Origin of the sequence: Agrobacterium larrymoorei, from assembly GCF_005145045.1 — a bacterium.
Classification (GTDB): Bacteria; Pseudomonadota; Alphaproteobacteria; order Rhizobiales; family Rhizobiaceae; genus Agrobacterium; species Agrobacterium larrymoorei.
Window position 1 is genome coordinate 2878419 of the sequence record NZ_CP039691.1, and the last position, 17729, is coordinate 2896147.

Annotated in this window: 17 protein-coding genes and 1 tRNA gene; 3 read left to right on the forward strand and 15 right to left on the reverse strand. The window is 57.2% G+C overall.

What is annotated here, in order from left to right; translation table 11 throughout:
• Positions 1 to 141: 141 nt before the first annotated feature.
• Positions 142 to 1767, forward strand: coding sequence for a glucose-6-phosphate isomerase (gene pgi / locus CFBP5473_RS13900; RefSeq protein ID WP_027675982.1), 1626 nt, complete (start codon positions 142 to 144; stop codon positions 1765 to 1767).
• 69 nt (positions 1768 to 1836) lie between these two features.
• Here pgi and CFBP5473_RS13905 read toward each other — a convergent pair whose 3' ends face one another.
• Positions 1837 to 3039, reverse strand: a complete 1203-nt coding sequence (locus tag CFBP5473_RS13905) for an MFS transporter (protein ID WP_027675981.1) — start codon at positions 3037 to 3039, stop codon at positions 1837 to 1839.
• A gap of 79 nt (positions 3040 to 3118) precedes the next feature.
• Here CFBP5473_RS13905 and CFBP5473_RS13910 point away from each other — a divergent pair, with 79 nt between their 5' ends.
• Positions 3119 to 4111, forward strand: coding sequence for an AraC family transcriptional regulator (locus tag CFBP5473_RS13910; RefSeq protein WP_037171144.1), 993 nt, complete (start codon positions 3119 to 3121; stop codon positions 4109 to 4111).
• 61 nt (positions 4112 to 4172) lie between these two features.
• Here the strand turns inward: CFBP5473_RS13910 and CFBP5473_RS13915 are convergent, their stop codons facing one another.
• The 8 genes from CFBP5473_RS13915 to CFBP5473_RS13950 all read right to left on the reverse strand — a co-directional run bounded on the left by CFBP5473_RS13915 (position 4173) and on the right by CFBP5473_RS13950 (position 13001).
• A complete protein-coding gene (locus CFBP5473_RS13915; protein WP_027675979.1) occupies positions 4173 to 5540 on the reverse strand; it encodes a dicarboxylate/amino acid:cation symporter in 1368 nt (455 codons plus the stop codon).
• A gap of 217 nt (positions 5541 to 5757) precedes the next feature.
• A complete protein-coding gene (locus CFBP5473_RS13920) occupies positions 5758 to 6540 on the reverse strand; it encodes a DUF3037 domain-containing protein (RefSeq protein ID WP_027675978.1) in 783 nt (260 codons plus the stop codon).
• A gap of 1 nt (position 6541) precedes the next feature.
• A complete protein-coding gene (locus tag CFBP5473_RS13925) occupies positions 6542 to 7363 on the reverse strand; it encodes a HipA family kinase (RefSeq protein WP_027675977.1) in 822 nt (273 codons plus the stop codon).
• 130 nt (positions 7364 to 7493) lie between these two features.
• Complete coding sequence (locus CFBP5473_RS13930; protein WP_027675976.1) at positions 7494 to 8420, reverse strand: carbohydrate kinase family protein; 927 nt, start codon at positions 8418 to 8420, stop codon at positions 7494 to 7496.
• 95 nt (positions 8421 to 8515) lie between these two features.
• Complete coding sequence (locus tag CFBP5473_RS13935; RefSeq protein WP_027675975.1) at positions 8516 to 9214, reverse strand: orotate phosphoribosyltransferase; 699 nt, start codon at positions 9212 to 9214, stop codon at positions 8516 to 8518.
• Between the two features lie 227 nt (positions 9215 to 9441).
• Entirely contained in the window at positions 9442 to 10479 is a 1038-nt protein-coding gene (gene pyrC, locus CFBP5473_RS13940) for a dihydroorotase (RefSeq protein ID WP_027675974.1), read from the reverse strand.
• A 73-nt stretch (positions 10480 to 10552) separates the two neighbouring features.
• Entirely contained in the window at positions 10553 to 11605 is a 1053-nt protein-coding gene (locus CFBP5473_RS13945; RefSeq protein ID WP_027675973.1) for a 4-hydroxyproline epimerase, read from the reverse strand.
• A 67-nt stretch (positions 11606 to 11672) separates the two neighbouring features.
• Positions 11673 to 13001 (reverse strand): alpha/beta hydrolase, encoded by a 1329-nt coding sequence (locus CFBP5473_RS13950; protein ID WP_027675972.1) that lies wholly within the window; start codon positions 12999 to 13001, stop codon positions 11673 to 11675.
• A 266-nt stretch (positions 13002 to 13267) separates the two neighbouring features.
• Here CFBP5473_RS13950 and CFBP5473_RS13955 point away from each other — a divergent pair, with 266 nt between their 5' ends.
• On the forward strand, positions 13268 to 13972 hold the full coding sequence (locus CFBP5473_RS13955) for a hypothetical protein (protein ID WP_027675971.1): 705 nt from the start codon (positions 13268 to 13270) through the stop codon (positions 13970 to 13972).
• Between the two features lie 146 nt (positions 13973 to 14118).
• On the opposite strand, the gene CFBP5473_RS13960 is transcribed toward CFBP5473_RS13955, so the two are convergent.
• The 6 genes from CFBP5473_RS13960 to CFBP5473_RS13985 form a co-directional block, all read right to left on the reverse strand.
• Positions 14119 to 14445 carry a cupin domain-containing protein gene (locus tag CFBP5473_RS13960; protein ID WP_037171134.1) on the reverse strand — a complete coding sequence of 109 codons (327 nt, stop codon included), beginning with the start codon at positions 14443 to 14445 and terminating at the stop codon, positions 14119 to 14121.
• Positions 14438 to 15163 (reverse strand): glycosyltransferase family 2 protein, encoded by a 726-nt coding sequence (locus CFBP5473_RS13965; protein ID WP_027675969.1) that lies wholly within the window; start codon positions 15161 to 15163, stop codon positions 14438 to 14440. Before CFBP5473_RS13965 ends, CFBP5473_RS13960 begins: the two co-directional genes overlap by 8 nt.
• 9 nt (positions 15164 to 15172) lie before the next feature.
• A complete protein-coding gene (locus CFBP5473_RS13970; RefSeq protein WP_027675968.1) occupies positions 15173 to 15799 on the reverse strand; it encodes an HAD family hydrolase in 627 nt (208 codons plus the stop codon).
• Positions 15796 to 16467, reverse strand: coding sequence for a PI-PLC domain-containing protein (locus tag CFBP5473_RS13975; RefSeq protein WP_197736740.1), 672 nt, complete (start codon positions 16465 to 16467; stop codon positions 15796 to 15798). Before CFBP5473_RS13975 ends, CFBP5473_RS13970 begins: the two co-directional genes overlap by 4 nt.
• Complete coding sequence (locus CFBP5473_RS13980) at positions 16464 to 17225, reverse strand: glycosyltransferase family 2 protein (RefSeq protein ID WP_027675967.1); 762 nt, start codon at positions 17223 to 17225, stop codon at positions 16464 to 16466. Before CFBP5473_RS13980 ends, CFBP5473_RS13975 begins: the two co-directional genes overlap by 4 nt.
• 388 nt (positions 17226 to 17613) lie before the next feature.
• Positions 17614 to 17690, reverse strand: a tRNA-Arg gene (locus CFBP5473_RS13985).
• Positions 17691 to 17729: the final 39 nt, after the last annotated feature.

Below are 17729 nucleotides of genomic sequence, written 5' to 3' on the forward strand. Positions count from 1 at the left end.
TCCTGTCACAAGGACGGGAATGAGGTGTGCGTAGCGCCAATAGGCGATGAAAATTCAATCGATTTAAAATATCGCGCCTTGATTTGGCCCGATGAAAAAGAATAGTTTCCTCATCCTTCCACGGAGCATGAGGAGCTTTCCATGCAGGCCATCATCGAGACCCTGAAATCCACCGCAGCCGCCACCCACGCAACCGATATTCGCGCAGCCTTTGCCAAGGACGCCGACCGGTTTGCGCGGTTCAGCGCGAAGTTTGACGACCTGCTGATGGATTTCTCCAAATGCGCCGTCAATGACGATATTCTGGCGCTCCTGGAAAAGCTGGCGTCCGAAGGCGGCGTTGCGGCAAAGCGCGACGAGATGTTCTCCGGCAAGGAGATCAACTTCACCGAAGGCCGCGCCGTGCTTCACACCGCGCTTCGCAACCGTTCCAACACGCCGGTTCTGGTGGATGGCAAGGATGTGATGCCGGATGTGAACGGCGTAGTTTCGGCCATGGGCAAGTTTGCCGATGCAATCCGCTCCGGCTCGCTGAAGGGTGCAACGGGCAAAAAGATTACCGACGTCATCAATATCGGTATTGGCGGTTCGGACCTCGGCCCAGTTATGGCGACGCTGGCGCTGGCGCCCTTCCATGATGGCCCGCGCGCGCATTTCGTGTCCAACATCGATGGCGCGCATATTGCCGATACGCTGAAGCTGATCGACCCGGAAACCTCGCTTTTCATCATCGCTTCCAAGACCTTCACCACCATCGAGACGATGACGAATGCGGCCACTGCCCGCAAGTTCATTGCCGACAAGCTGGGCGAAGAGGCGGTGAAGCACCATTTCTGCGCCGTTTCCACAGCGCTCGACAAGGTCGCGAATTTCGGCATCGACAGCGAGCGCGTGTTCGGCTTCTGGGATTGGGTCGGCGGTCGCTATTCCATCTGGTCGGCCATTGGCCTGCCGCTGATGATTGCCATCGGACCGGAGAATTTCGGCAAGTTCCTTGACGGCGCGCATGCCATGGACACGCATTTCCGCGAGGCTCCTTTCCGGCAGAACCTGCCGATGCTGCTGGGCCTTATCGGCTTCTACCACCGCAATGTGCTGGATTATCCGACCCGCGCCATTCTGCCCTATGACCAGCGTCTCTCCCGCTTCCCGGCCTATCTCCAGCAGCTGGATATGGAATCGAACGGCAAAGGCGTGACCATCGACGGTACGCCGGTCGAAGGCAATTCCGGTCCGGTCGTGTGGGGCGAGCCCGGCACCAACGGCCAGCACGCCTTCTACCAGCTGATCCATCAGGGCACGAGCATCATTCCCGCCGAGTTCATGATTGCCGCCAATGGCTTCGAGCAGAACCTGCGCCACCAGCACCAGCTATTGATCGCCAATTGCCTTGCGCAATCCGAAGCGCTGATGAAGGGCCGCACCTTGGCGGAAGCCAAAGAGCAGCTGACCTCCAAGGGCATGGAAGACAAAAAGGCGGACTTCATTGCGCCGCACCGCGTCTTCACCGGCAACCGCCCCTCGATCACCTTCGTCTATGACAAGCTGACCCCGTTCGCGCTGGGCCGCCTGATCGCGCTTTACGAACACCGCGTCTTCGTCGAGGGCGTGCTCTTCCGCATCAACTCCTTCGACCAGTGGGGCGTGGAGCTTGGCAAGGAACTGGCAACCGGCCTGCTGCCCGTGGTGGAAGGCAAGGAAAGTGCCGAAGGACATGACAGCTCGACTCAGGGTCTGGTGAAGGCTCTGGCAGGTCTGGCGAAATAAGACATATTCAGAATGACAAAAGCCGGGGTTGAGAGCCCCGGCTTTTTCATGTGTGTATGTCAGACAGTCTCAGGCAATGCTGACCTGCGGCTTTGGCCTGACGCCGAGAATGATGCCGATGGCAGCCAGTGCCAGAACCAGACCGCTGGTGGCGAAAACGCTTATCGCTCCATTCATATCGAAGATGATGCCGCCGACGGCTGCGCCCATGGCGATGGCGAACTGGATGGAGGCAACCAGAAGACCGCCTGCACTTTCCGCTTCATCGGGAATGGTTCGGGCAAGCCAGGTGGACCAGGAAACGGGTACCGCGCCGAAGAGGAAGCCCCATGCAGCCACCAGAACGGCGGCAACGGGCAGCGGCGGTTCTGTCGCAACGATCAGGAAGGCGATGAATGCCATGAGCAGCGGCAGGGCGGCCAGCGAGAAGCGCAGGCTGCGGCTGATCAGCGAGCCCGCCGTGAGCGTGCCGACGAAATTCGCCAGACCGAAACCGAGCAGCAGGGCAGATACCATGCCGATATTCGCACCGATATCAGCCTCCAGATAGGGGCGCAGATAGGTGAAGAAGGCGAAGTGGCCGCCGAAGACCAGCGTTGCGGCAATGAGGCCGAGAGCGATGCCGGGTCTCGTCAGCACCACGCCCAATGTCTTGAGGCTGCTGGTGCCGCTGGGCGCAAGCTTGGGCAGGGTGAGGAACTGCATGATGAAGGCGATGACGCCGAGAAGTGCGGTGAGCACGAAGACGAAGCGCCAACCGGCAAGTTCACCGACATAGCTGCCGACGGGAGCCGCAACGATGGTTGCCGCCGACACGCCGCTGAACACCATGGAGAGCGCACGCGGAACGCTTTGTGGCGGGACGAGGCGGATGACGATGGCGGTGGACATGGCCCAGAAGCCGCCAAGTGCGACGCCTAGCAGAAGACGTCCGATCAAAAGCATCGTCAGGCCGGGGGCGGCTGCCACCATGAGGTTGGAAATGACGAGCAGCGCGGAAAACGCCATCATCAAATGCCGCCGGTCGATGCGGCGGGCGGCAGAAGTGATCAAAAGGCTGGCCACCATGCCGACGACGGCGGTGACGGTGACCGCCTGGCCTGCGGCGCCTTCGGTGATGCCGAGTTCAGCGGCAATTGGCGTCAACAGACTGGCGGGCAGAAATTCTGCCGTGACCAGCCCGAAGACACCGAGCGCCATGGAGGTGACGGCGCCCCAGGCAGGGGCTTGCGCGCCATCCTGGGGCGAGATGGAAGTGTAGGTCGGGTTCATCGGTCTTGTCCTTTGGGAGGAGGTGGATGACATGAACATAGACTGGACTTTTCGGACTATCCATGCCACAAAATCCGTTATGTTTGATCGAAAGTCCGAAAATCACACTGTGCCCGATCCCGACCTCATCAGCGAATTGCTGATGGGAATGCGGCTGGTCGGGCTGGATTACCGTCGCATCGAGGCCTCTGCACCCTTTGGGCTGGGTTTCGGAGAGGTGGAGGGGCGTGCCCAATTTCACTTCGTTGCCTGCGGGCCGGTTTATCTGCGCACGGCATCCGGCATCATACATGCGATGAACACGGGCGATGCGGTGCTTTTGCCGCGCGGCGGTGCGCATTCACTGGTGTCTAGCCCGGACATTCCCTGCCAGAATATCCGCTCGCTGGATGCCGCGCCGCTCTGCAACTCCGTCAGCGCCATCAAGACATGCGGCCCCGATGTGCCGAGCCAGGAGCGCGTGCTGGTGTTCAGCGGCTGCATGGAGTTCGATCTCGGCGGCCTTCACCCGATTGTTGGGCTGATGCCGGAGGTGATGTTCGTTGGCACGCTGATTTCCCGCTACCCCGAGCTTTTGCCGATGCTGGAGGCGATGGAGCGGGAAACGCGGCAGGCGCGCGCGGGCTTTGCCGGAATTCTGGCGCGGCTGGCAGACGTGGTGGCGGCCTTCATCGTGCGGGCATGGGTGGAATGCGGCTGCGGCGATTCCTCCGGCTGGGTCGCGGCACTGCGCGACCCGCGTCTCGGGCGCGTCATCCTCGCCATTCACAACAATCCGGGTCACGACTGGTCGCTGGCGGAACTCGCAAGCGTGATGGGCGCTTCCCGCTCCGTCTTCGCCGAGCGCTTTCTGGAAATCACCGGCATGACGCCGGTGCGGTATCTGACCGAATTGCGCATGCGGCTGGCAATGCAATGGATCGGCCGGGAAAACATGCCCATCGAGGCTGCGGCCATCAAGCTCGGCTATGGCTCCCAAGCCGCCTTCAGCCGCGCCTTCAAGCGCATTATCGGCCATCCCCCCGGTTCCATTCCGGCGCGCGGGAGCGGCTTGACGCAGGCTGCGGAATGACTGAGCTTCCATAAAAAACCGCCGGGCGACCGGCGATTTTTCGTTTCAGCGGCCGTTCTTTTCACTCGGCGGGCGTTGCAGCCGGATCGAGCGCATCGATGCGTTCCTGCCGGTCATAGGCAGCCTGATCGAGAATACCCTGACGCTTGGCGACGATGGTGGGGATGAGCGCCTGCCCCGCGACATTAACCGCGGTACGGCCCATATCGAGGATCGGATCGACAGCCAGCAGCAGGCCGACGCCCTGCAGGGGCAGGCCGAGCGTGGAGAGCGTGAGCGTCAGCATAACCGTCGCGCCCGTCAGCCCTGCGGTTGCGGCGGAACCGAGCACCGAGACGAAGACGATCAGCACATATTCCTGAATGCCGAGCGGCAGGCCATAGAATTGTGCCACGAAAATTGCCGAGATGGCCGGGTAGATCGCTGCGCAGCCATCCATCTTGGTGGTGGCGCCCAGCGGCACGGCGAAGGCTGAATATTCACGCGGAACACCGAGATTGCGTTCCGTTACCTGTTCCGTGACCGGCAGTGTGCCGATGGAGGAGCGGGAGACGAAAGCCAGCTGAATGGCCGGCCATGCGCCTGCGAAGAAACGCAACGGATTCAGGCCATTGAGGCTGAGGATGATCGGGTAGACCACGAAAAGAACGATGGCGAGGCCGATATAGATAGCCGCCGAAAACCAGCCGAGCGAGGCCAGCGCCTCCCAGCCATAGACGGCAACGGCATTGCCGAGCAGGCCGATGGTGCCGATGGGCGTCAGGCGAATGACCCACCAGAGGATCTTGCGGGTGATGGCCAGCAGCGAGCGGTTGAAGGACAGGAAGGCTTCCGCCTTTTCACCCACCTGCAAGGCCGCGATACCAACGGCAATCGAAACGACAAGGATTTGCAGGACGTTGAAATTAAGCGACGTCGTCGCCCCGCTCGGCGTTACCTTGGTGGAGGCCTGAAGGCCGAGAATGTTGGAGGGGATGAGCCCTTTCAGGAAATCCAGCCACGAGCCGGTGCTGGAGGGTGCCGCAGCTGCCGTGGCCGCAACGCCGGTGTTGAGGCCGGGCTGGATGACGAGGCCGAGCGTGATACCGATGACCACCGCAATCAGCGCGGTGATGGCGAACCACAGAAGCGTCTGCCACACCAGCCGCGCGGCATTGTTCAGCTCCCGCAAATTGGCGATACTGGCAACGATGGCGGTAAAGATCAGCAGCGGGACGAGCGCCCGCAGCAGCTGCACGAAAATAGAGCCGATGGTGGACAGCGTCTGGACCAGCCAGTTCGGCCCCGCCTCCGTCGCGCCCATTTGCCGGGCCACATAACCCAGCACAAGACCGACCACCATGGCGGCGAAAACCTGAAACCCGAAGGACGCATAAATGGGCTTCTTAGGCGCTCTTGGAGAACGGGCTGAGGAAGATGAAGCAGACATGTTTTGAATTCCGTGAAGGCGTGGAGGTGCCGGAGGGCATCTAACGCGCAGATGGAAGGATTGCCCTTATATTCAGCATGCCGCACAAAATTTCAACGAATAGCATTGCTCGAAGGTGTTGACTGGGAGAATTTTGTTTTATTTCCGGCACAACTGCTTAACGAGTGCACCTATTATTAATGTTTTGACGTTGGCCAAATAATATAAGAGACAGCAATCAGTTATGCGCCGTGCGGCGAATTTCTTCAGCGAGATCATCGACTTCATCTATCTTAAATAGCTTTGCCCCGACCCTTTCGAAGTCCTCGCGTAGATTGTCGGCGAAATTGTCTGACTGCGATCCGAATTCAGCCACTACGATTAGACGTTTTGCCAAATTTTCGCGGAGGGCTTTACCCTCTAGTACACGTTTACCAGCTTCGGCGAGCCCGCGACTAGGTGTGTCAAAGCGCGCAGAATCGATAAGGTTATAAACGCCATTTTGGTACCCATAATCAGCTTGGATACTAACACCGTATTGTTCTATGCGCACAGGTTCCGGTCGCTTATCAAGTAGTTGAAGCACTCCTGCTTCACGAAAAGCGCTGGTAAGTACGCTGTTGATCCGCTCGATCTTTTTCGGGTGAGCATCCCATTCGACCAGATCACGAAATAATTTATTAGCGACCACTATGGGACGATTACCAGCTACCGAGTTCAATGGAGTCAGACGAAACAAATCTGCTCGTCTGGAGTTAAAGTCGTTGATAGAGGAGATAGAAACCCCTCTGCTAAAGAAATCGTACTTCACCCTCGTAGCGAAATCCTTAAGCGCGCTCTTCAAAAAAGCTGCATTAATTTCGCCGAAGAATTTTTTTACCCTTGACAGATTGTCAGCGACCTTAATTGAAACGTCACCACTACTGACATCAAAAACAGCAACCCCAACATTTACATACTCGAAACGGTCCGGGAAAGGACTGAATTGAATTATGCTGTAGAGAAGTTTTAGAGCGTCCATTTCAATCCTCCTTCCTGTTAAAATCCATTTCAAATTGGTCGAAAATCGCAGTTGGTAACCATCGACGCATTTTAATAGCGCGCTCGACTAACAACTCAGCGAGGGTTTCGGCCAGCTTCGGACTGAAGCCCCATTCAAGCGGCGGCGAACGGCATATATCCTTTATGTCACTGAACACCAGAGAGCAAATGACATTAATGGCTGATTCTACATCGGTACGTCGCAGCATGGGAGTAAATTCGTTAAACAATCCATAAACCTGCTCTTCATTTGCCCAATCATCATTGATTTCATTCTCGAGCGTAGTTTCTGCGAAGGCATGGCTATGATCGATAATTAGGAGTTTTGTCTTTCGCTTGTCAGGAACGATCAAGATGTTGTCATAGTTGGTGACACCACCGGGTGTATCTTCAGAAAATCTGTCCTTGTTACGCAACCATGTATCAAAGACGACAAGTCTCGCGATATCTTTTGGATCTCTCAAACTTCGCAAAAGTTGGGAATTTGGCGCGAGATTGGTTGAGGGCTCCCACCGAGAGAAGAATGCTGGTCCAGCACGAGCCGTTATAAATGGGTCTCTTGTAGGAATCTCAGGGATTCTTTCGACGGCAAAGTCCGGCGTTCGGAGACCCACCATTCCGGCTAATTCAGCAGCTATTAATTCTGCAACGAGCGCGTCCTCACCCTGTGCATTACCAACATATTTGAGCACAGCCAGACCAACATCAGTAACCACCAAGAGAGGCCTAGTACTGGTGTTCAGCACATCACTGATGCGTTCTATACGCGTCGGCTTCCAAGGTTCTCCTGCTCGTAATTTCATCCCACCCGCTCCAGCTATTTAGGTGGTACACCAGGCACTAGGCAACTTCAACTGTATGTTGCGCGGGTAGAATCCGGATTGTTAAATACCTTTATGTCCGTGCCGGAGAAAATGTTGAGCGTCCTTAATCTTACAACCCAATCTCATTCGCCCGAGGGGGGTTTGCCCCCGCGCGTGAAACCGTCACCGCCGCAGCCTTTGCGCCCAGCGCCAATGCCTTGGCGATCTGGTCTTGCGTGAGCGAGGCGACTTGCGGTTTGGTGAGGAGGCCTTGGAGTTTGAGGGAGGCGAGGATGCCGGCGTCGAAGGTGTCGCCTGCGCCAACGGTATCGACGACTTCTACGCGTTCGCTGGGGACTTCGACGCGAAGCTGCTGGGTGTAGCCAACGGCGCCTTTCGAGCCGCGGGTGACGACGACGAGTTTGGCGCCGTGGTGGAGCCAGTGGCGGGCGAGCGTATCTTCGTCGCCTTCAAGGCCGAACCATGCGAGGTCTTCATCCGAGAATTTGACGATATCCGACAGGGCGGCCATGCGGTTGATACGGTCAAGGTGCTTCTGCTTGTCCTTGATGAAGCCCGGGCGGATGTTGGGGTCCAGCGAGATGACGCGCTTTTCGTGTTCGCGCACCAAAAGTGCTTCATAGGTGCTGCCACAGGGTTCCGGGATGAGGCTGATGGCCCCGAAATGCATGGCTTCGCAATCTCCGCCGAGGTTCGGCAGGTCCGTTTCCGAAAGCATGCGGCCTGCGGTGCCTTCGTCATAGAAGGCATAGGTCGCGTGGCCATCGACCAGCTTCACGAAGGCAATCGTGGAGGGGCGGTTGGAGAAGGCGCAGAGGCTGTAATCCACATTGCTGGCCTTCAGCGTCTCCTTCAGGATTTCGCCCATCATGTCATCGGCAATGCCGGAGAAGAAGGCGGAGGGAACGCCGAGGCGACCCAAGGCTATTGCCGTGTTGAAGACTGCCCCGCCCGCATAGGGCGCAAAACCCGCTTCGCCTTTCGTGGTTTCACGCGGCAGCATGTCGATCAGGGCTTCACCACAACACAGGATCATCCGGTTCTCCTCCAGTCTCAAAACTAAATCGATTTAAACAACTTCGCCTGAAATGGCCAGTCGTGCACTTGTCGATTTTTCGGCCTCAACCAAAATCAGGATTGCGGCAATTCGCTGACGCCACCGCGTGCGGCGGACCAGGGCAGCGGGTTGTCCAGAAAGGCTTCCACTTCCGACAAGGTCTTGTCATCGAACAGCTTTTCGCTGCGCGCCGCTTCCAGCACATTGCGCCATGTGCTGAGGTAATGCAGCTTCACATCACCGTTGGTGAAGCGCGCGATCCCTTCCGGGAAGATATCGTAATAGAAGAGCGCGATGCCGTGATCGACAATGCCGCCAGCGGCGCGGATGGCATCGATGAAAGTAAACATGGAGCCGCCTGCCGTCGTCAGGTCCTCGATGACCAGCACGCGCGCGCCTTTCGGCATATGGCCTTCGATCTGCGCATTGCGGCCATGGCCCTTCGGCTTCTTGCGGCAATAGATCATTGGCAGATTGAGGCGTTCGGCGAGGAAAGCGGCAAAGGGAATGCCCGCCGTCTCGCCACCTGCGACGCAATCGAACTTTTCGAAGCCCGCATCCGCGACGATCTTTGCGGCGGCGAAATCCATCACCGCCGAGCGGATGCGCGGATAGGAGATGAGCTTGCGCATGTCGATATAGACGGGGCTCTTCATGCCGGAAGCGAAGGTGTAGGGCGTCTCTGAATTGAAGTGGACGGCCTTGATCTCCCACAACATCTTCGCGACAAGCTCCGCCACCACGGCGCGATCAGTGAATGTGAACTGGGACATCGGCGTTTTCCTCTTTGTGATCATCTACATAAACGACTGGGCCAGCCGGTTTTAAATCCAAGAAAGGCTCCCACCACACTCTCTCCGTCATCCTCGCCCTTGAGGCGAGGATCCATTGATCTCCGCAGGGCGGTGGTGGATCCTCGGGTCAAGCCCGAGGATGACGCCGGGGTTTTGGCGGCACTTTCATCAACAACAGCGCGGTGGTGACTTGAGCCACCGAGTAATCAGGCAACGTCCCAATGCAGCGGGAACATCGGGTCGAAAACCGTGACCGGGCCTGCGCCCGTCTCGATCTTTTCCGGAAATGCCACCGGCTCATCCCGCTTGACGAGCGTGATCGTGTCTTCGTTGGGCGCAAGGCCGTACCAGGCAGGGCCGTTCAGCGAGGCGAAGGCCTCGAGCTTGTCCAGCGCATTATCCTGTTCGAAGACATGAGCAAGGCAGCTCATGGTATTGATGGAAGTGTAGATGCCAGCGCAGCCGCAGGCGCACTCCTTCAACGGGTCCACATGCGGGGCGGAATCCGTGCCGAGGAAGAAACGGGCGTCGCCGGATGTTGCGGCAGCGCGCAGCGCAAGGCGGTGCTCCTCACGCTTGGCGACCGGCAGGCAATAATAATGCGGCTTGATGCCGCCAACCAGAATGGCGTTGCGGTTGATGATGAGGTGATGCGTGGTGATGCTGCCCGCGAGATTGGTCTTGGACGCCTTGATGTAGTCCACGCCATCTTTCGTCGTCACATGCTCCATCGTTACCTTCAGTTCAGGCAGGCGCTGGCGCAGCGGCTCCAGAACGGTATCGATGAAGACCTTCTCACGGTCGAAGATATCGACTTCCGGCGTGGTGACTTCGCCGTGGACGCAGAGCGGCAGGCCTACCTTGGCCATACGCTCAAGCACCGGCATGGCCTTATCCATATCCCGCACGCCGCCGTGGGAATTGGTGGTGGCGCCAGCGGGATAAAGCTTGACGGCGGTGATGAGGCCGCTTGCCTTGCCCTCTTCCACGTCATCGGCGCTGGTATGCTCGGTGAGATAGAGCGTCATCAGCGGCTCGAAGCGATCACCAGCGGGAATGGCCTTGACGATGCGATCCTTGTAGGCGCGCGCATCCGCCGTCGTCACGACCGGCGGAACGAGGTTCGGCATGATGATGGCGCGCGCAAAGTGGCGGCTCGTATCACCGATTACGCCTTCCAACATTGCGCCATCGCGCAGGTGCAGGTGCCAGTCATCTGGGCGGCGAAGGGTGATCGTCTTCATCGTATTAGCCTCGGAGCGCTCTGGAATTGCGCCCGTTTAACATCATTCCGAATGAGAAAACAGCGCCCAAATGCTACTTTTTCGCATCCCCGATGGAGCCCGCCTGCGGACCCCAGACATCGGTCATGGCAAAACCATCCGCCAGCGGATCGAAAGGATCGAGCGCGATCTGGTGCAGGCCGAAGGTGAAGCCGCGCCCGGTAATGGTGGGGATGACGGCTGGCTTGCCAGCAACGTCCGTCAAAGCCGAAAGGCCGACCTCGAATTCCGTGCCGATGATGGAGCGGGACTTGTAGGTATCACCCACCTTCACCTTGCCGCGCGCGTGCAGCGTGGCGAGATTGGCGGAATTGCCCGTGCCGCAGGGGGAGCGATCCGCCCTGCCCGGCCACATGGTGGTGCAGGTGCGGATGGTGCCATCCTCTTCCGTATCGCGGAACATGACATAGGCCACGCCTGATATGGCGGGAATTTCCGGATGAACCACGGGAATATCACGATTGACGATATCCTTCAGCACCATGCCGGCAGCCACCAGCTTTGCGGCATTGGCCTTGTCTATGGTCAGCCCAATCTGCTTCACATCCACCAGCGCATAGAAAATACCGCCATAGGAGATGTCCATGCGGATACGGCCCCAATCGGGCGTGTCGATCTCGACATCCAGCTCATGCACGAAGGACGGGACCATGGTGAGCTTCACCTTTTCGCAGCGTCCGTCCCGGCAGGTGGCGGTGGCCTTCACCAGCCCCGCCGCAGTTTCCAGCATCACGATGGTTTCCGGCTCCTTCATTTCCACCATGCCGCTTTCGAGAAGGGCCGTGGTGGCGCAGATGGAGTTGGACCCGGAGCTGGCATGGGCCTGATCCGGCTGGAGAATGACGAAGGCGGCATCGGCATCCGGGTGCTTGGGCGGCAGAAGCAGGTTGACCGAACCGATAGGCGTGCCGCGCGGCTCGAGCGTCAGGAAACGGCGAAGCTCCTCGCCTTTCGGATCGGTGTTTAGCCAGTGCAGCTGCTCGGCAACGGTGGCGCCCGGAATTTTCGGCACGCCGCCGGTGGCAACGCGACCGATCTCCCCTTCGCAATGAACATCGAGAAGCTGAAGGGTGCGTTTCCAGCGCATGGGACACTACTCCGAAATGAGATTTTTCCTGTCTTAGACGATAAAATACTGTTTGTATATTGGCGCTTTATCTGTCCCGGCACTCGGAGGTGCCTCGATTGACGCCTTGCGAGCAATCGCTGGATGCGCGCCTGCCGGAGTTGGCTTGCGGATCGACAACGCTTGTTGCGGTATCGCCGACGGAGCCGACAGTGTTCTCCACGGAGCGACCGAGCCGTTCGACCTGGCGACCGTAATTCTCGCGGGTGCGCGGGTCGAACACTGCAATCGGCGCGCTGATGGCGACGCTGGCCGCGGTGCCGACCGTTTGTGCGGCACCGATGCCTACGGCCCCGATGGCTTCGCCCAAACCGACATCCGAGTCCGTCACCGTCTGGCCCGCAATGAGGCGATCTCCAATCAGGCGCACGACTTCGGGACTTTCGGCGAATTTGCCGTGGTTCAGACGATCTCCCGACTGGAGTTTCGTCAGGTCGAGAACGGTGATCCCAGCCTTTTCCAGCTCGCTGCGATAGGGTTCTGCGGAAGGATCGATCTGGCCGAGACGATCCACATTGCCGGAGATGCGGCGCGAGAGGCTGAGTGCGCGGTCATCCTGCGAAACGAACAGGGTGAATTTGGGCTTATCCTTGCCGAGGCTTGCATATTGGCGGCCAAACACATCCACATCCAGATCGGGCGCGGCGAGGATGACATTGTTGATCTTCGGCAGCACGCGTTTGTTGCGGATCGCCATCTGGCGCAGGGCTTCCACCGCAAGCCAGGTTCCCATGGAATGGGCCATGACGGTGATATCGCTGACGGAGCTGTCCTTTGCCAGACGGGTCAGCATCTCTTCCAGCGCATCGCGCGAGTAATTCGTGCTTTCCTTGTCATAATTGTAATCGAAGATGCTGGCGCGTGACGGCCATGTGAAGACCACCGGCACGACATCCGTGCCGGAATCATGGACGATCTGGGCAAAGCGATAGACCGATTCCTCGTATCGATTGTTGAAGCCATGCACGAAGACCAGCACGCGGCGATCTTTGGGACTGTGCTGCCTGATCCAGCTTCGCGTTTCGGCTTCGGACGTGACCGGCGCAACCGAAATCGTGGTGAAATCCTTCAGCGGATCTGCCGGAAGTTTCTTCGGCCACTGCACCTGCCCCGCCTTGCGATTGGCATCCGGCGGGATGGACACGGTAACAGCATCCACCTTCAAGCCCGTACCGCGCTCGCCTCCAAACAGAATGGCCTTGTCATCGGAAGGCGCCCGCGTGGTCGCCACCAGCAGGCTAACAGGCGTCGTCCCCGCAACCACCTGCCCCGTCGGCGTCATGACCCCGATTGGCCTGCCACCGCAACTGGCTAGAACTGCAAGCATAGTGACAAAAGCAACAAGCCTTGCGGCCATTCCGATACTCCAGGAACAGGCTGAGGCAAGGCCTCGGCAATCAACCGTTCCGTTTATTACAGAATGGTTTGGCATAGACCAGCCGCGATGGCGGTATCAGCGGTTGCTTTTGAGGAATGGTGTGTCTCTGCCGCCTCATCGGTTTCCGCAAGGCAAGCTTGGCGACGGCTACAGCAAATAAGAGTTTGAAGACTTAACGGTAATGGACAAGGCAAGAGCAGCTTTGGGCCGACGAATTGCTTTCTGAAAGCGCTAGAGAGAATTGAATGAAATATTCTATATTGATACGAGGCAATAATTTTTTAGAGAACGACCGGTTCGGTCTGCCGCTGGACGGGCGCAACAACATCGACTCCCTAATCGAGAAGTTGATTGACCCTGTTCGTGCCGCAAGTCCCGGAGCCAAGATTTACCTTGCGACATATGACAGTCCGGCACTGGCCGAGATTCAGGAAAAAATCGGTGATTGCGAGACGATACTTCTGGACGCCAAGGGCAGCTCGCAAGCCGAAACCTACAAGGCAGGCCTCAAGACCGTATTTGAACGACAGGATTGCGACGCGCTGATCGTTTCGCGCTTCGACCTCGATTTCAGAAAGAGTTTCGATGCCTGGAACGTTGCGCCTGACGACACCTCTATCTTTTTCCCTTGGCGGGAATATCGCAACCACTGGCGCGACCATTACCGGGTCGGAGATGCCGTTCACATCATAGGCAAGAAGGCACTTGGCCATTTCCACGACGCCGTAACCATGTGCCAGCTGGCAGGCAGAACTCATCTGCATCTGCTCTATTATTACTTGCGAACGATGCGTCCCAATCTGCGCTTTATCGAGGACGGCTACTGGGATTCCAATACCATCTTCGCCAATCCCGAATGTGAAAACCCACTCTACCGCATTCAGAACCGTCCTCGTATTCCTGAATTCGGCATGGGCGACAGCGTTTTCCTGAGCGAAATTCGCGCTTGAAGCATTTCCGGCAAAAGTCCGAAGCGTTTTTTCGTCCGGTCGATGCATTGTAACGGTTGCGCTTCGAGCCAGCTCGGAAACACCGAAAAACAAAAAGGGCACCTTACTCGGTGCCCTTTCTGTTCAGTTCTTGTTTTCAGTCAACTTCAGACCAGATATTTATCGTCCCGCGCGCTCGGAACCTTGACCACCGCCAAGGTGGCATCTGTCAGCGCCTCGAAAGCGTTCACGACACCGGGTTCGATATCGATAATGCTGCCCTGTTCCCAGTCCTTGTCCAGCATGCGGACCTTGCCAGAGATGACAAGCGTAATTTCACGCGCGATCTTGTGGTAGTGAGCAGGATCCCGATCACCGGCGCTGTAAGACTTCACGCCGACTTCGAAAGCATCCGTCTTGATGACGGAGGGCTCGAAGTCGCCGATGAACCAACCGCCGATCATGTCCTTGAGGGTCAGGGATTGATCAGGCATGGTCGCTCGCAAATGCGGAGAATTCGTTCAGCTGGCGGTTCGACTTGATGGGATAGAAATCCTTGATGTCGATAGGGAAAGTGCCGACTTTCTTGCCGTCCAGAATGAGTTCGTTGAAGACGGGGCAAATGTAGAACATGCCGTTATGTCGCGCATCCTTTCGGATGGCGTTCTTGGCGGCGCGGACGAAATCGCTGCCCTTGCTGAAGTAATAAAAGCCGGCAGTGGCGTTATCGCTGATCGGGTCTTTCTCGACCGCTTCGACCACCAACCCCTGTTCATCCAGACGCACGAAGGAGTAGCGAGGGTGAACGGATTTGAAGGTAACCGTTCCGCCATCGAGTTTACGGCTGGCGAAATATTGAAGCACCTGCTCGAACGAGATGTTCAGGAACTCATCGCCATTGAGAATAAGCAAAGGCTTATCTTTGTCGATGAGGTGGGAAGCAAGCAGGGCGGTGCAGGCTGCACCTTGGGTGCCACCTTGAACCGAAACGACCTTGGCATCCGTATCGATGAGCTGCACGACCTTTTCAAGGTGGTAGCGACGAAGCTCTTTTTCCTGAAGCGCCAGAATGACCTGCCGATCGGTAATCGGCGCACATTGCTCGATCTGGCGCTGGACCAGCGGAACGCCGTTGATTTCAACCAGCGCGGTCGGATAGGATTCTGCCGCGTCGATCTTGGGTTCGCCAGCGGAGAGGAAAAGAATGTTCATGACGGTCTCTTATCCCTGAATTTGCCTGATGGTCTCTTTGACCGCCGGATAATTGACGTCTGAGACATCGTGGACGACCATTACATGCGCGCCGGACGCCTTTGCAGCCTTGATGCCGTTTTCATTGTCTTCAATGATCAGGCACTCGTGCGGCGCAACGCCCATGAGTTCGATTGCGCGGCTGTAGATTTCCGGATTCGGCTTGGCCTGCTTCACGTCCTCGTTGCTCAATTGGAACTCAAGGTAATCTTCGAGCGCCGCCTTGTTCATCATGAGGCCGACAGTGCTGCGGATGGAGTTTGAAGCCACCGCAAGGCGGTAACCATCCTTTCTCAGCTGAGCCAATGCATATTCCTGCTTGAAGACCGGCTTGCACTTGGTGTGGATGATTTCAGTCGTATAGAGCTGCTTCATCTCGTTGACGAAACCGTGGAGCGATTCCGGCAAGCCGCGAAGTGCCGTCAGAATTTCCAGCTTCTTGCGCGTCGGCAAGCCGTCGAAAGTGGTCAGATGTTCATGCCGCTGGATGGTGTAGCCGAACAGTTCAAGCGCGCGGTTGAGCGCTTCGTAATGCCATTCCCGTGCATCGATCAGCACACCATCCATGTCGAAAACAATCGACTTGATTGCCGTCATGTTCGTTTTTCCTGATTAAATAATTTCTCTTGAGCGTATTCCGGTCGGTCGGTGCAGATCGAAAGTCGGTCTCTTTCGTTGAGGCCAGTCGACACGAGCCACTCCAGAAAAGTGTCGAATTCGTCGTGCCGGTGGTGGAGATCGGGCGCGACAAGCGCGACGGATTTTCCATCCGCCAGAAGCCCTTCGATGAGGGCGGCATCGTACCAGCGACCGGGTTTGAAAATATCGACCCAAACGCCGCTGACGCCCGGATCCTCATAGAGCGATGCCACGGGCTCATACTCGCTAAGCCGAGTATAGGAGACCAGTTGCCGCTTGACGCCTTGGATCAGATCCGGGACCGAACTGTCGAAGAGGAAATAATTGTCGTACCCCTCCTCCTTCAGCGTTTCAGCGATGAGATCGTGCAGGCCGTCTGCCTTGATGTTGAGAGCGAGTGTCGGCGAGCCGTGCTCTTTGGCGATGCGGAGAAGCGCCTTGAAGGACAACTCGCCGCCTTTAGGAATATCGTGGGAGACGACGATTGCCGGAACACCATCGACCAGACTATCGCGCAAATCCGTTTCCGTGCCGAAGCCCAGCGAAAACGACCGCACGAAGGCTTCGACCGAATTCTTTTCAGCGGGCTCTTTCCAATAGCCTCTGTGGCTGAGAACCTGCATCACGCGCCGACCCTCAGTGACCGGGTGACGTCCTGCGACAGGGGCAGGCTGGTAAAATGGGTCAGATCCTCAGGGATACCGAGGCCGTACATGCCATCCTCCACGGAACCGATGGAATAGGCTCCGATCCTCAGGGTATCCTCGATCATGAAAGTGTAGACGGGTGCCACGTAAAACTCGCCATTGACGCGAAAATCGCGCTCGATCATGCGATCCGCATATTTGATGAAATCGGAGCCGCGGCTGAAATTATAGATACCGACCGTCGCGTCGTTTGAGATGACCTGCTTCTCGACCACATTATCGATATAACCGTCTTCGCCGAAGGAGACGAAGCTCCACTTCGGATCATCTGCCTGCATCGTCATGATGAGGCCGTCGAGATCACCCGTATTCGACAGGTAATCATTGATATCGACGTCGATATATTGATCGCAATTGGCGATCATTAACGGATTGTCGTTGTCGATTGCTTCTCGCGCCAGAAGCACGGTGCAGGCAGCGCCTTGAGTAACCTCGTTCACGAGGTAAATCTCGCAACCCGGCGCCCAGAGCTTCAACTTCTCATCCAGCGCGTGATCTCTGACATGTGCCGCCTGACAGACGAATATGAACCTGTGCTCGATATCGGGCCGGAGGTTCTCGATGACCAGCTGCATCATCGGCACATCGTGGATAGGTAAAAGCGGCTTAGGAAGCGTGTATCCCGCTTTCGCGAAGCGGCTGCCATGGCCTGCCATGGGTACGACGATGTTCAACATCCCAATAATCCCGAATTACGTAGGCTTGCGCCACTCTCGATATTTCATTTCAAATAAAGTCCGTTGAAACCGAAGCAGCGGCAAACATCCCGGCAAATACTTCTTCTGTTCCACAGATCATGTTTCTGACAATCAATGGCTTTGTTTCAAAAGGCTGGTAGAGATGTAGAATTGCCGCCTTGCACGAGGCTTACGGCCATGGATGGCATTGGGAAGAACTATGTTACGAAGGTTGTGGGCGCGGCCTAACAGCCCAAACGCGTGCAGCATTCAAAAGGCTGCGAACACCGGCATGTCATTGAGACAGCACGATCAGCGGCGGGGACAGATCAAAGAGATCGTTGGATCGTCGTCAGCTATTGCTACTTTGATTTTGAAAGAAGAAGAATGGCGCACCCGAAGAGATTCGAACTCCTGACCCCCAGATTCGTAGTCTGGTGCTCTATCCAGCTGAGCTACGGGTGCGTGCCGCAGAAGCTGTTCTGCTGGCGTGGCGATCCTCTA